The 14,357-nt window shown below is 54.9% G+C and carries 15 protein-coding genes; 6 read left to right on the top strand and 9 right to left on the bottom strand.

Annotated elements, in window-relative coordinates:
- Nucleotides 1-90: 90 nt before the first annotated feature.
- On the bottom strand, nt 91-636 hold the full coding sequence (locus tag AB7E14_RS10200; protein ID WP_044258969.1) for a 4Fe-4S dicluster domain-containing protein: 546 nt from the start codon (nt 634-636) through the stop codon (nt 91-93).
- A gap of 4 nt (nt 637-640) precedes the next feature.
- Entirely contained in the window at nt 641-2,974 is a 2,334-nt protein-coding gene (locus AB7E14_RS10195; RefSeq protein WP_104446095.1) for a molybdopterin-containing oxidoreductase family protein, read from the bottom strand.
- 170 nt (nt 2,975-3,144) lie between these two features.
- Between AB7E14_RS10195 and AB7E14_RS10190 the strand changes: the two genes are divergently transcribed.
- Nucleotides 3,145-3,840, top strand: a complete 696-nt coding sequence (locus tag AB7E14_RS10190; protein ID WP_044267669.1) for an IclR family transcriptional regulator — start codon at nt 3,145-3,147, stop codon at nt 3,838-3,840.
- 36 nt (nt 3,841-3,876) lie between these two features.
- On the opposite strand, the gene thiI is transcribed toward AB7E14_RS10190, so the two are convergent.
- Entirely contained in the window at nt 3,877-5,325 is a 1,449-nt protein-coding gene (gene thiI / locus AB7E14_RS10185; RefSeq protein WP_043001593.1) for a tRNA uracil 4-sulfurtransferase ThiI, read from the bottom strand.
- Nucleotides 5,326-5,646: 321 nt separating this feature from the next.
- On the opposite strand from thiI, the gene xseB reads away from it, so the two are divergent.
- Genes xseB through AB7E14_RS10165 form a run of 4 tightly spaced genes read left to right on the top strand, consistent with a single transcriptional unit; the run spans nt 5,647 to nt 9,710 of the window.
- Complete coding sequence (gene xseB, locus AB7E14_RS10180) at nt 5,647-5,889, top strand: exodeoxyribonuclease VII small subunit (protein WP_042324547.1); 243 nt, start codon at nt 5,647-5,649, stop codon at nt 5,887-5,889.
- Nucleotides 5,890-6,789, top strand: coding sequence for a (2E,6E)-farnesyl diphosphate synthase (gene ispA, locus AB7E14_RS10175; RefSeq protein ID WP_043001594.1), 900 nt, complete (start codon nt 5,890-5,892; stop codon nt 6,787-6,789).
- A gap of 27 nt (nt 6,790-6,816) precedes the next feature.
- On the top strand, nt 6,817-8,679 hold the full coding sequence (gene dxs, locus AB7E14_RS10170; RefSeq protein WP_316961956.1) for a 1-deoxy-D-xylulose-5-phosphate synthase: 1,863 nt from the start codon (nt 6,817-6,819) through the stop codon (nt 8,677-8,679).
- Between the two features lie 56 nt (nt 8,680-8,735).
- The gene (locus AB7E14_RS10165) at nt 8,736-9,710 is read left to right on the top strand and encodes an aldo/keto reductase (RefSeq protein WP_043001596.1); all 975 of its coding nucleotides are present in this window, start codon (nt 8,736-8,738) and stop codon (nt 9,708-9,710) included.
- Nucleotides 9,711-9,808: 98 nt separating this feature from the next.
- Here AB7E14_RS10165 and pgpA read toward each other — a convergent pair whose 3' ends face one another.
- The 6 genes from pgpA to nrdR form a co-directional block, all read right to left on the bottom strand.
- The gene (gene pgpA / locus AB7E14_RS10160) at nt 9,809-10,324 is read right to left on the bottom strand and encodes a phosphatidylglycerophosphatase A (protein WP_043001597.1); all 516 of its coding nucleotides are present in this window, start codon (nt 10,322-10,324) and stop codon (nt 9,809-9,811) included.
- The gene (thiL, locus tag AB7E14_RS10155; RefSeq protein WP_043001598.1) at nt 10,302-11,279 is read right to left on the bottom strand and encodes a thiamine-phosphate kinase; all 978 of its coding nucleotides are present in this window, start codon (nt 11,277-11,279) and stop codon (nt 10,302-10,304) included. The genes pgpA and thiL overlap by 23 nt, the downstream gene beginning before the upstream one ends.
- 77 nt (nt 11,280-11,356) lie before the next feature.
- Nucleotides 11,357-11,776 carry a transcription antitermination factor NusB gene (nusB, locus tag AB7E14_RS10150; RefSeq protein WP_042285962.1) on the bottom strand — a complete coding sequence of 140 codons (420 nt, stop codon included), beginning with the start codon at nt 11,774-11,776 and terminating at the stop codon, nt 11,357-11,359.
- 19 nt (nt 11,777-11,795) lie between these two features.
- A complete protein-coding gene (gene ribH / locus AB7E14_RS10145) occupies nt 11,796-12,266 on the bottom strand; it encodes a 6,7-dimethyl-8-ribityllumazine synthase (RefSeq protein ID WP_001021161.1) in 471 nt (156 codons plus the stop codon).
- Between the two features lie 95 nt (nt 12,267-12,361).
- Nucleotides 12,362-13,465 (bottom strand): bifunctional diaminohydroxyphosphoribosylaminopyrimidine deaminase/5-amino-6-(5-phosphoribosylamino)uracil reductase RibD, encoded by a 1,104-nt coding sequence (gene ribD / locus AB7E14_RS10140; RefSeq protein WP_428169501.1) that lies wholly within the window; start codon nt 13,463-13,465, stop codon nt 12,362-12,364.
- 3 nt (nt 13,466-13,468) lie between these two features.
- The gene (gene nrdR, locus AB7E14_RS10135; protein WP_042324561.1) at nt 13,469-13,918 is read right to left on the bottom strand and encodes a transcriptional regulator NrdR; all 450 of its coding nucleotides are present in this window, start codon (nt 13,916-13,918) and stop codon (nt 13,469-13,471) included.
- Between the two features lie 152 nt (nt 13,919-14,070).
- Between nrdR and AB7E14_RS10130 the strand changes: the two genes are divergently transcribed.
- Nucleotides 14,071-14,357, top strand: a 287-nt coding sequence (locus AB7E14_RS10130) for a DUF3251 domain-containing protein (protein WP_428169500.1), incomplete at its 3' end; no start/stop codon positions are given.

The raw sequence follows: 14,357 nt of genomic DNA, 5'->3' as shown, positions 1-14,357 counted from the left end.
AGCGTCAGCGCCAGTACCCCGCCAGCCCCCCACTGAGCAAAGACAGTAAAGAAGACCAACGGCAATTCATACTGTTCCATGTTGTTCTCCTTAATCCCGCGGCGGAATAATGACAATGTTAGGCTGGCTAATCGTGTGATCGGGCAGGTTGTAGCGTTTTTCCAGCACCGTCCATGGCGTCGTATGCTCCTTACGCAGCTCAGCGATCTCGCCAAAACGTAATACGCCTGCAGGACAGGATTCTACGCAGCGCGGCTGCAATCCTTCATCGAGACGTTCAGCACACAGATTGCACTTACTGGTTTTCCCTTCTGCGGGATCGTACACCGGCGCACTCCACGGACAGGCCATGATGCACATCCGGCAGCCAATGCAGCGATCGTGATCCTGCACGACAATGCCGTCGGCGCGTTTGCTGTACGTCCCTGCCGGGCAGACTTTCATGCATTGCGGGTCATCGCAGTGGTTGCACGACATACTGATGAAGGCTTGCGTATTGGGTTCATCCGTATGGCGTTCACGAACCCGACGCCAGAGAACGCCCATCGGCGTCATGTTTTCTGATTTGCAGGCCATGCTACAGGTTTTACAACCGTAGCAATTTTGCATATCAATAAGAAATCCATACTGTTTCATGCAATTAAGCCTCCCTTCTCACATCGACGAGCGTACTGTTGCAACAGTGTCCATTGCCCAACACTTCCACCTGATCGTTAGTCACATGGCTACTGCTTCCGCCCTGCTGCTCCCACCAGCCGTTATCCAGACTCACCACTCCGCGTTTGATATGGGTGGTCACGTCAGCAATCGCCCGATGCTGACCGCGGTGATTGAACACCACGACCCACTCTCCGGGCTGAATCTTTCGCTGACGGGCATCTTCCGGATGGATCATCACATTCGGGCGGTTACGCTGAACCTCCAGGATCCACTCATTCATCCCGTGACTGGAGTGTACGCTGCGCGCCAGTTTGCGCTGCACCGCCATTAGCGGGTAGGTTTGAGCCAGTTCAGGCGATCCTTTAACCGATTCTTTCACCTGCTTCCAGGTCACCACCGGCAGGAAATCTTTCTTCGCCCACTCCTCAATGTACAGATGCGCTTTGCCGGTCGAGGTGAGGAACTGGCCGTCTTTAAACGGGATCCAGTCATCTTCGACGGGACACACCGGTCCCTTTTTCAGCATGTCGCGGGTAATGCCCGAGCCTTTCAGGCAGGTGTCGATATAGTGCTCAATAGGCTGGTTAAAAACCTCTCCAAAACCAAAGCGTTCAGCCAGCCGGGCAAAAATCCAGTAATCGGGTTTGGCTTCTCCCGGCGGCTCCACGGCCTTCTCCATCAGTTGCACATAGTGACTGCGCACGCCCGCCATAAGGCTGACATCCTCAAAAATGGTCGTGACGGGGAGCACCAGATCGGCGTACAGCGCAGACGAACTCATCAGATTGTCGGCTACCACCACAAACGGTACCTTTTTAAAGGCCTCTCTGACCTGGTTGGTATTGGGTAACTGGGTCATCGCACCCAGCGTCATATTCCACCAGAACTTAATCGCATGCGGTTTTTCATTAACGACCCAGTCACCAATTTTAGGAATAGGAATGGCGGGAATTTTGGCCGCATTTGGCGCCGGAGGAACGATGGGCGAGAATTTTGCCATCTGTCTGACGCCACCCGCATCGCAGACCCCCGCCCCGGCTTTGCCGATATTGCCGGTGATCAACGCCAGATAGAACTGGCTGGCAGCGACGTAAGTCCCAAACTCGGTTCTCTGTGCCCCCGACATGTTCTGAACAATCATCGCCGGTTGCGTTGCAGCGTAATCTCGTGCCAGACGGAGCACCGTCTGCGCGGGCACGTCAGTCTCCTCCTCCACTCTCTGTGCTGTCCAGGGTTTTGCCTGCGCCCAGACGTTATCCAGCACGGTGGTGAATTCACTGTTGGCAGGTAATTCCTCGCTGAGCAATGCGGGTATTACGCCGGGCGCATCATGGCGTTTCAGGGTCTGACTCTGGGTATCAAACACCAGATAGCTGTCCGCGTCATTTGGGTCGGCACGCATCAGTTGCTGCTGCGGATCCACCAGATAAACCGCACCGGTATGCGCGCGCAGGAAATCCGCGTCATAGCGTTTCTCCTGCATGATGATGTTAATCATCCCTAATGCCAGGGCGATATCCGTACCCGGCACGATCGGCACCCATTCGTCGGCTTTGGCCGCCGTTTCGTTAAATCGCGGATCGATCACCACCAACCGTGCGCCGTTTCTCTGCGCCTGTGAGTAGTTTTTAAAATAGGCATGCATGGTGACCGCCGGGTTATTCCCCCAACATAAAATGTAGCGGCTGTCTGCAATGGTATCGCGGGTATCGGCATAGCGCAGGCCAACCATCGGCATCATCGCCGCAGTGACCGCCGCGCAACAGAGCGACCCCGCGGTTTTGGTACTGCCACCAAGATAATCGAAAAAGGCTTTGGCCATATCGTTCTTGATGGAGTCCATGTTCCCGGAAGCGGCAGTGAGCAGTAACCCTTTATTGCCCTCAGTGGCAATGGTCTCCCGGATGTTCTTTTCAATGAGATCCAGCGCGGCGTCCCAGGTGATCGGTTTAAATTTTCCCTCGCCTTTTTCTCCCGTCCGCAACAATGGCTGCGTCAGCCGTAATGGGTGATAGACCCATTTGGTACGGCTAATTCCCCGTAAACAGCACTTCACATTGAAGCCTTTCGTCGCTTCAATTTTCATTAACCGGTCTTTCCAGACGTACGCCGTCAGGTTGCAGTGCAAACATTCCATCGCACAGGTCGAGCGGAACGTCTGGTAGTCCGATTGCTTAAGACGAAATCGGGGTAAAGGCGCACCGTTAGCCTGACGTAGCGTCAGAAACGTCGGTGCTAATGAAGATAACCCCACCACACCGAACCCTTTTAACAGGGTTCTTCTTTTTAAGCGGATATTGCTCAATGCGTCCATGTTCTTGCCTCTAAAATAGTTCATTATTAGTTAACCAAGGTTCACCAGTGATTAACCTGACCCAGGTCAACATCTAACCATTTAGGCGTAGTACGCTTTTTAAATTGCGAAGGCAGTACTGATTTCAGCCGCGATGGTATACTCGCGAAGAATCAAAAAAGAGAACGCATATGGCTGAAACATCGCAAGGGGTCAATTCGGTTGATATCGCCGTCAATATTCTGGCGTTTGTTGCCAGTCAAAACGGCCAGACACGGGCCATCGATATCGCCACGGGATGCAATCTGTCGAAAAGTCGTTTACACAAGTATCTGGTCTCACTCTGTCGAACCGGTATGCTGGGGCAAAATGAAAAAGGACTTTACTGCCTGGGGTCAACCCTTCTTCAGATGGCGGGGAATCCAACAGCAGCACGCGATCCGGTGAGTGAACTCAATACGGCGCTGATCGCGTTTCGCGATACCTTTAACCACTCTACCGGCGTGGTGGTTGAGACGGACGGCGGATTAGTGCTGAAGCACTACAATCGCAGCTTCCGTAATGTAGATATCGATTTTCTACCCAACACGCCCGTTCCGCTTCACGCCAGTTCAGCGGGTCAGGTATTCATGAGTTATTCCACTTATCAGCCGCAAAACCAGGCGCAGGCACAACTGATCGAGCAGATACGCTCTCGGGGCTACGCGGTGCGTCACCATCCGACACAGGGGATCCCTGGCGCACAGTCGATTGCCTGTCCGCTACGGAATGAAAAGGGAGAGCTGGTGGCGATTGCCGTAACGATGGGGTTCTTCAGTGCAGACGACATGCCGCAGATTGCCGGGCAGTTAGTGAGAAGCGTCGAAGCGCTTCATCTGCAGGAGTAAGATTCCCCCGGCGCGGATGGCCGGGGAAAATCGCGATTACGGGCGATACACCTTCACATTCTCAAAGCCCTGTTCGCGCAGATACAGCGCTTGCAGACGACTCATCACGCCGCGCTCGCACCACAACAGCCAGGTTTTATTCTGGTCGAGATCGCCGAATTGAGTGCTCAGCTTGTAGAACGGCAGTGAAACCACATCGACACCTTCTACCTTCAGCGGCTTATCGTCCTGCTCGTCGATGGAGCGGATATCCAGAATCACGTCGTTCGGGCCAAAACCGCTGACGGTTTCAACTTCCACCACGTCCTGCTGGGTCTGCTGCGCGATGTCGCGAATATCGATATTACTGGCTTCTTCGACCACTTTGTCGAGGATGCTGAAGTCAAAGTTCTGCTCTTCCGCTTCAATCTTCGCCTTGATGGCTTTCACCGTTGGGCTTTTTGAAATCACGCCGCAGTATTCCGGCATGGTGCGGGCAAAATCTTCAGTCCCAATCTGGCGCGCCAGATTGATGATGTGCTCTTTATCGTAAGAGATCAGCGGACGCAGAATCAGCGTATCGGAGACGTTATCGATCAGACGCAGGTTGGTCAGCGTCTGGCTGGAGACCTGTCCCAGCGCTTCGCCGGTGACCAGCGCCTGCACGCCATAGCGCTCCGCCACTTTCGACGCCGCACGAACCATCATACGTTTCAGTACCACGCCCATCTGGCCGTCATCCACTTTCTCGAGGATCTCGCCGACCACCGGTTCAAAGTTGATGGCGACAAAACGCACGCGATGCGAACTGCCGAAGCGGTTCCACAGATAGTGCGCCACCTGACGAACGCCGATTTCATGGGCCGCGCCGCCGAGGTTAAAGAAACAGTAGTGAACGCGGCAGCCACGACGCATCAGCATATAGCTGGAAACGCCGGAGTCGAAGCCGCCGGAGATCAGCGACAGTACGTCTTCCTGGGTCCCGATCGGGAAACCGCCGATCCCTTCGTAACGGCCTTTGATCAGCAACAGACGATCATCTTCCACTTCCAGATGCACAGTAACGTCTGGATTGGTCAGCTTCACGCGCGCCGATTCAATATGCTGATTTAAACCGCCGCCTACGTAACGTTCCACGTCAATAGAGCTAAACTCGTGTTTACCGCGACGTTTAACGCGCACGCAGAAGGTTTTGCCTTCCAGTTGATCGCGGTACTGCACCAGCGCCTTCTCGAAAATATCGTGCATATCGGTAAACGGCACGTCTTCAACTTCGAGAATGTGGTGAATCCCCGGGATACGGGTCAGCGCGTCGCGGATCGCCAGACGCTGGTTTTCATCTTTCGCGCGAACTTCGATGTTATCCCAGTGACGGACCACGGCGAGGGTCTCATCATAGTGCTTTAAAACGTTACGAATGTTCCCGGTCAGCATTTTTATAAAGCGCAAACGCACAGATTGGCTTTTGATGGTGATTTCCGGGAACAATTTAATGATAAACTTCATGGCGGCAATGGTTCTTTAGCAAGCCAGTTACGGCTTGTCGTGGAGAAAATAGTACAGCAACCCCGTTAAGCGGCTGCATCCAGGCGCGGAAGTATACCACTATCACGCGATTCCTGTGCACATTGCGCGTTATACCCTCAATAATTCAAGTTGCAGGCGGGCGGCAAAGGGGAATATCCCCTGGCGCTAAACACGTAAGCGGCTGGAGTGAGCGAATGCGGCCAACGTACATGCAGCCTGAAGTTGGGTGGGTAAATTTGATAATTGCTCTGAGTCCGTTACCATATCAGGGCTGAAAATACTGAGAGTCCGACATTTATTATGGCGAAGAAAAATGAGGCGCCGGTCAGCTTTGAAACGTCGCTGAACGAGCTGGAGCAAATTGTAACGCGTCTGGAAAGTGGCGATCTGCCGCTGGAAGAGGCGCTGAACGAATTCGAACGTGGCGTGCAGCTGGCACGTCAGGGTCAGGTGAAATTGCAACAGGCTGAACAGCGTGTGCAAATTCTGCTGTCTGACAATGAAGACGCATCCCCTACGCCTTTTACAGCGGATAACGAGTAAATGGATTTTTCGCAGCAGCTTCAGGCCTGCGTCGAGCAGGCCAACCAGGCGCTGAGCCGTTTTATTGCCCCACTGCCCTTTCAGAACACTCCCGTGGTCGAAACCATGCAGTATGGCGCATTATTAGGCGGTAAACGTCTGCGTCCGTTTCTGGTGTATGCCACCGGTCAGATGTTTGGTATCAGCCTGAACACGCTGGATGCCCCGGCAGCCGCCGTTGAGTGCATTCATGCTTACTCGCTGATCCATGACGATCTGCCTGCAATGGACGATGACGATCTGCGTCGCGGCCTGCCGACCTGTCACGTCAAGTTTGGCGAGGCCAATGCGATTCTGGCGGGTGATGCCCTGCAAACGCTGGCATTCTCGATTATCAGCGACGCCCCGATGCCGGAAGTTGCTGACCGCGATCGAATCGCAATGATTTCCGAGCTGGCGAGCGCCAGTGGCATCGCCGGAATGTGCGGTGGTCAGGCGCTGGATCTCGACGCCGAAGGTAAACAGGTGCCGCTGGAGGCGCTGGAGAAAATCCATCGTCATAAGACGGGCGCGTTAATTCGCGCCGCGGTTCGCCTGGGGGCGTTAAGTGCCGGAGAAAAAGGCAGAAATGCACTGCCAATACTCGACAAATACGCAGAAAGTATCGGTCTGGCATTCCAGGTTCAGGATGACATTCTGGATGTGGTGGGCGATACTGCAACGTTGGGTAAACGTCAGGGCGCCGATCAGCAGCTTGGCAAAAGTACCTATCCTGCACTTCTGGGCCTTGAGCAAGCCCGGAATAAAGCCCGGGATTTAATCGCAGAGGCTCGCCAGTCGCTAAACCAACTGGCCGCACAGTCACTCGATACCTCGGCACTGGAAGCGCTAGCGGACTACATAATCCAGCGTAATAAATAAACACTCTGTCTTACTTAAAGGCCTCTGATGAGTTTTGATATCGCCAAATACCCTACCCTGGCACTGGTCGACTCCACCCAGGAGTTACGACTGCTACCAAAAGAGAGTCTGCCGAAACTCTGCGACGAACTGCGCCGCTATTTACTCGACAGCGTCAGCCGTTCCAGCGGACACTTCGCCTCCGGGCTGGGCACGGTCGAGCTGACTGTGGCGCTACACTATGTCTATAACACCCCGTTTGACCAGCTCATCTGGGACGTGGGTCATCAGGCTTATCCGCACAAGATTTTGACCGGTCGTCGCGATAAAATTGGCACTATCCGCCAGAAAGGTGGCCTGCACCCGTTCCCGTGGCGCGGTGAAAGTGAATACGACGTCCTGAGCGTGGGTCACTCCTCCACCTCGATCAGCGCAGGCATCGGTGTGGCGGTTGCTGCGGAAAAAGAGGGTAAAGATCGTCGTACCGTCTGCGTGATTGGCGACGGGGCGATTACCGCCGGGATGGCATTCGAGGCGATGAACCATGCGGGCGATATCAAACCCGACATGCTGGTCATCCTCAACGACAACGAAATGTCGATATCTGAGAACGTCGGCGCGCTGAACAATCACCTCGCGCAGTTGCTCTCCGGTAAACTTTACTCTTCCCTGCGCGAAGGCGGAAAAAAAGTATTCTCTGGCGTACCGCCGATTAAAGAACTGCTCAAACGCACCGAAGAACATATCAAAGGCATGGTCGTGCCCGGCACGCTGTTTGAAGAACTGGGCTTTAACTACATCGGCCCGGTCGACGGTCACGATGTCCTGGGACTTATCACCACGCTGAAAAACATGCGCGACCTGAAAGGTCCGCAGTTCCTGCATATCATGACCAAGAAAGGTCGGGGTTATGAGCCGGCGGAAAAAGACCCCATTACTTTCCACGCCGTACCGAAATTCGATCCGTCCAGCGGTTGTCTGCCGAAAAGCAGCGGCGGTCTGCCGAGCTATTCGAAAATCTTCGGCGACTGGTTGTGCGAAACGGCGACCAAAGACAGTAAGCTGATGGCGATCACCCCAGCCATGCGCGAAGGATCCGGCATGGTCGAATTCTCGCGTAAATTCCCGGACCGCTACTTTGACGTGGCGATAGCCGAGCAGCACGCGGTGACCTTCGCTGCCGGACTGGCGATTGGCGGTTACAAGCCGGTTGTCGCTATCTACTCAACGTTCCTGCAACGCGCATACGATCAGGTGATTCATGATGTGGCGATCCAAAAGCTACCGGTCATGTTTGCGATTGATCGTGCGGGGATTGTCGGGGCTGACGGACAAACGCACCAGGGGGCGTTCGATCTCTCCTATCTGCGCTGCATCCCGGACATAGTCATCATGACCCCGAGCGATGAGAATGAATGCCGCCAGATGCTGTTTACCGGTTATCACTACAGCGATGGCCCAACGGCAGTGCGCTATCCGCGTGGAAATGCCGTCGGCGTTGAGCTGACACCGCTGGAAAAACTACCGATCGGAAAAGGCGTGGTGAAGCGTCGCGGCGAAAAGCTGGCGATCCTCAACTTCGGTACGCTAATGCCAGATGCGGCGAAAGTCGCGGAATCCCTCAACGCCACACTGGTCGACATGCGCTTTGTGAAACCCTTGGATGAAGCCCTGATCCTTGAAATGGCAGCGTGTCATGAGGTGCTGGTGACGCTGGAAGAAAACGCCATTATGGGCGGGGCCGGTAGCGGCGTGAACGAAGTGCTGATGGCGCACCGCAAACCGGTTCCTGTCCTGAATATTGGCCTGCCGGACTTTTTCATTCCACAAGGAACTCAGGATGAAGCCCGCGCCGGGTTGGGTCTGGATGCCGCAGGCATTGAGGCCAAAATCAAGGCCTGGTTGGCATAATCACCACTTCGCTCCTGCTATGCTTACTGAATAACGAGCATAACAGGAGCGAAATAATGCAATACAACATCTTAGGAAAAACGGACCTCCGGGTTTCCCGCCTTTGTCTGGGATGCATGACGTTCGGCGAGCCGAATCGTGGAAACCACGCCTGGACGCTTCCCGAAGAGAGCAGTCGCCCTATCATCCAGCGCGCCCTTGAGGGCGGCATCAACTTTTTCGATACCTCGAACAACTATTCAGCCGGCAGCAGTGAAGAGATTGTCGGTCGCGCACTGCGCGATTTCGCCCGTCGTGATGAGGTGGTGGTCGCCACCAAAGTGTTTAATCGGGTGGATGACCTGCCGGAAGGATTATCCCGCGCGCAAATCCTGCGTTCTATTGATGACAGTCTGAGACGGCTGGGGATGGACTACGTCGATATCCTGCAAATTCACCGCTGGGATTACAACACGCCGATTGAAGAGACGCTGGAAGCGTTAAACGATGTGGTCAAGGCCGGTAAAGCGCGTTATATCGGCGCGTCATCAATGCATGCGTCGCAGTTTGCCCAGGCGCTGGCGCTGCAAAAACAGCACGGCTGGGCGCAGTTTGTCAGTATGCAGGACCACTACAATCTCATCTACCGCGAGGAAGAACGCGAAATGCTGCCGCTGTGCTATCAGGAAGGTGTGGCGGTGATCCCGTGGAGCCCGCTGGCCCGCGGGCGTCTGACGCGTCCGTGGGGCGAAACCACGGCGCGCCTGGTTTCTGACGAAGTGGGGAAAAAGCTGTATAGCGAAAGCGACGAAAATGATGCGCAAATTGCCGCCCGGCTGGCCGGCGTGAGCGAAGAGCTTGGCGCAACGCGTGCCCAGGTGGCGCTGGCGTGGCTGTTAAGCAAACCAGGGATTGCCGCGCCGATTATCGGCTCATCGCGGGAAGAACAGCTCGATGAGTTGTTGAACGCCGTGGATCTCACGCTGAAACCCGAGCACATCGCCGAGCTGGAAACACCGTATAAACCGCATCCGATCGCCGGATTTAAATAGCCTCACATTGCCCGATGGCGCTTCGCTTATCGGGCCTACGCACACGATCCCTGGCCGGATAAGACGTTAACGCCGTCATCCGGCACCGACATCACCCGTCAAATAATCCCGATCGGCCAGTGATGTCCGATGAAATAGAGGATCCCCGCGGAAATCACTCCGGCGACAATATCGTCCACCATGATCCCCATCCCGCCATGTACATTGCGATCGAACCAACGGATCGGCCACGGCTTCCACATATCCAGAATACGGAAAATCACAAACCCGGCGGCGACCCACCGCCAGTCGAGGGTCGGCAGCGCCATCAGCGTGATCCACATTCCGATGAATTCATCCCAGACGATACTGCCGTGATCGTGCACGCCCATGTCTTTTGCCGTCTGATGGCAAAGATAGACGCCGATACAGATGCCCAGCATCACCACCAGTGAATAGAGTTGCCACGGCAGAAAGGTCATCAGATACCAGAAGGGAATCGCCGCCAGCGATCCCATCGTACCTGGAACAATCGGACTGAGGCCGCTACCAAACCCGGTCGCCAGTAAATGCCACGGGTTAAGCAGATTCAGGCGGCTTTTGGCGACATCTTTATGGCGTGGCAAAATGGTCATATCCTTTCCAGTCAAAAGTGACAGACGTTCCGTCACGCATGAAATGAATCCCTTCCACATCCGCGCTCATCTGCCCAATGCAGGTAAAGGCAACGCCAAGCTGTCCCATAGCCACCTCCAGCGCGCCGCGGTTCAGTTCAGGTACCGTAAAGCATAACTCATAGTCTTCACCACCGGACAACGCCCAGCGCAGCGCCTGTTCGGGCTCGACGTGACGCGTCATCGCGCCTGACCACGGCAACGCATCGAGATCGACGCGCGCGCCACAGGCGCTGGCTTTAACAATATGCCCAAGATCGGAAATCAGTCCGTCAGAGAGATCAATCGCTGAACTGGCCAGATCGCGCAGCGCCTGGCCCTGCAAAATACGCGGCGTCGGACGCAGGTGACGTTTGAGCAAATATTCGCGGTCACCCTCATCGGCAACCTGCAAACGGTTCTGCAAAATCGCCAGACCTGCGGCGCTATCACCCGGCGTGCCGGTCACGTAAATCCAGTCACCCGGTTTCGCCCCAGAGCGTTTCAGTGCGCGCCCGGCAGGAACAAAGCCGTGGATACCCAATGTCATCGACAGCGGACCCCGCGTGGTGTCGCCGCCAATCAGTTGCATATCGTAATAATTCAGGAGATCAAACAGACTGTCGCTGAAGGTTTCCAGCCAGCGTTCGTCCACCTCAGGCAGGGTGATCGCCAGCGTCAGCCACGCCGGATCGGCCCCCATTGCCGCCAGATCGCTTAAGTTCACCGCCAGCGCTTTGTACGCCAGATCGGCAGGATCAATGTCGGTCAGGAAGTGGTTGCCCGCCACCAGCGTATCGGTGCTGATTGCCAGCGTCTGTTTATCAGGGATGTTCAGAAGTGCACAGTCGTCGCCAATACCGGTTTCGACGTCAAGACGAGAGCTTCTGACACGGTCAAAATAACGGGCAATCAGGGAAAATTCGCCGCATGCCATACGTTATGCCTCAGCAGAAAAAAAGAAAAAGCCGCCAGGGGAGAGGAATCGCTTCCACTTCACTGACGGCCTGGAGATTACTTTTTGTTGGGGCGAATCGCAGGCGCTGCTTTATCCAGAACGCCATTGACGAACTTGTGGCTGTCTTCCGCGCCGAACGTTTTTGCCAGTTCGATCGCTTCGTTGATGGCCACTTTATATGGCACATCACTGCGTTTAGACAGCTCGAACAGCGCAATACGCAGTACGGCTTTTTCCACCTGACCCAGCTCTTCCAGCAGACGAGACAGGTAAGGCTTCATCAGGCCATCCAGGTACGCGCTGTTAGTCGCCACCCCGGACAGCAGTTCACGGAAGTACATGACGTCAACATCTTTCACGTCCTGTTCTGCCAGGAACTGGTATTCAACATCAGCGATGTCGTTCTGGGACAACTGCCAGGAGTAGAGCGCCTGAACGGCACACTCACGAGCGCGGCGACGAGCAGCAGGTTTCACGGATTTCCCCTTACAAAAATCAGGCCTTGATGGCTTTCAATACATTAATCATTTCAAGCGCGGTCAGTGCAGCTTCCGCACCCTTGTTGCCAGCTTTGGTGCCAGCACGTTCGATAGCTTGTTCAATGCTTTCGGTGGTCAGGACGCCAAAGGCGACCGGAATTTCGCTGTCCTGAGCGACATGCGCCAGGCCGTTGCTTGCACCGCCAGCGACATATTCGAAGTGAGCTGTGCCGCCACGAATAACCGTACCCAGTGCAATCACCGCGTCATATTTACCGGTTTTCGCCAGCGCGCCTGCTGCCAGCGGCAGTTCGTAGGCACCCGGAACCCAAACGACGGTAATGTTTTCATCTTTGACCTGACCAATACGTTTCAGGGCGTCAATCGCACCTTCCAGCAGGCTGTCATTGATAAAGTTGTTGAAACGCGCAATGGTGATGGCGACGCGAGCGTCCGGAGTAGCAACGTTAGCTTCAATAATGTTCATATTCTTCCTTCGGGTTCGATATGGCCCCGTAAGGGGGGCGGATTTTATCATAATATTCTGTGCGCTGCTTCCACTAATTCGATAATTCGAAAGCCTCACGCAGGGGTTAAATGCAGGCAAACGTCCGGGCCTACCTGGCGTATCTCATTGAATTTGAAATGGGGGGCGTCAGCCAGTTTCTCAAGCCCTGGCAACACACATAATCCCCTGGCGTCACTGCCTAACAGTTTAGGCGCAAGATAGACGATAAGCTCGTCAACCACTCCGGCCCGCAAGAGCGCACCGGCGAGCGTCGGCCCGGCCTCCACCCACAGACTGTTAATTTGCTGTTTGCCGAGCAACATCATCAGCACCACCAGATCCAGATGCCCGTTATGCTCCGGCACCAAAATCGTGCGAACCGAATCGGGCCAGACGCGTGCGTCTTCTTTGGTGCGCGCAATCCAGGTTTCTCCTGGCTGCTGTACCAGGCGGTGCTCCGGTGCTACGCGGTTCTGACTGTCTATCACAATTCGCACCGGCTGACGCACGGCATCCTGCGGATAAAGAGCTTGTGTCGCCTCGCCGAGTTCTGACCAGCGCACGGTGAGCTGCGGATCGTCCGCCAGCACCGTCGCGCTGCTGGTTAAAATGGCATGGCTTTGCGCGCGTAGACGCTGAACATCACGTCGCGCCTCGGGAGAGGTAATCCACTGACTTTCGCCGCTGGCCATCGCTGTACGGCCGTCCAGCGAAGCGCCGAGTTTCAGTTGCACATACGGAAACCCGGTGCGCATCCGTTTGAGAAAACCTTTATTTAACGCTTCGACTTCACTCATCATCAGCCCGTGGCTGACGTCAATGCCCGCCTGCTGCAAACGGTATAATCCGCGTCCCGCCACTTGTGGATTCGGGTCCTGCATCGCCGCCACCACGCGAGAAACGCCCGCGGCGATCAGCGCGTCGCAGCACGGCGGAGTGCGGCCATGATGACTACAGGGCTCAAGCGTGACGTACGCAGTGGCCCCTTTGGCCTTTTCGCCCGCCATGCGCAAGGCATGCACTTCCGCATGCGGTTCGCCCGCGCAATGGTGAAAACCTTCACCGACAATCTCGCCGTTATTGACGATCACGCAGCCGACGTTAGGGTTGGGATGGGTGGTAAACCGCCCGCGCTGCGCCAGCTTCAGCGCTCGCGCCATGTATAACTCATCCTGCATGGCTTAATCCTGTAGGCGAGCGATCTCTTCGCCAAATTCTTTAATATCTTCGAAGCTGCGGTAAACCGAGGCAAAGCGGATATAGGCGACTTTATCGAGTTTTTTCAATTGTTCCATCACCAGATTGCCAATCATCTTACTGGGGACTTCACGTTCGCCGGTGGCGCGCAGTTGCGACTTAATATGATTCAACGCCATTTCGACGTCATCGGAACTCACCGGACGCTTTTCCAGCGCGCGTTGCATTCCACTGCGCAGCTTTTCTTCATTAAACGGTTCGCGCACGTCGTTGCTTTTCACAACGCGTGGCATTACCAGTTCTGCCACTTCAAAGGTAGTGAAACGTTCATTACAAACCAGACACTGCCGACGGCGGCGTACAGAAGAGCCCTCGCCCACAAGACGAGAGTCAATTACCTTAGTGTCTACGGCGAAACAGAATGGGCAATGCATACGGCGTCCTGACCAGGTGGTTAACAGAAATCTATTTTAACCTGAACTGACGTGACAACAAAGGCGCAACGCTTTTGAGACAATGGATCGATGTCTTTGATCATATTACGAACTACCATTATGGTATCGCGACTATTCAGGAAATAAGAGAGATGACAAGACGTTACCTAAGAATTCTCCTGGTGGGAAGTCTCTTTAGTCTGAGCGCCTGCGCGCAACAAAGCGAAGTGCGCCAGATGCATCAAAGCGTTTCAACGCTGAATAAAGAGATGAATCAGCTTAATCAGGAAACCGTGAAGATTACTCAGCAAAACAGTCTGAACGTTAAATCCACCCGTGGTGTTTACCTGCTACCGGGCTCCAATACGCCCGCACGGCTGAACAGTCAGATAGGCACACTGCGCATGTCGCTTATCAACATTGCGCCGAATGCCGCTGG

Source organism: Citrobacter sp. (assembly GCF_050252275.1).
Lineage (GTDB): Bacteria > Pseudomonadota > Gammaproteobacteria > Enterobacterales > Enterobacteriaceae > Citrobacter_A > Citrobacter_A amalonaticus.
This window is presented reverse-complemented; position numbering and strand designations above follow the sequence as displayed.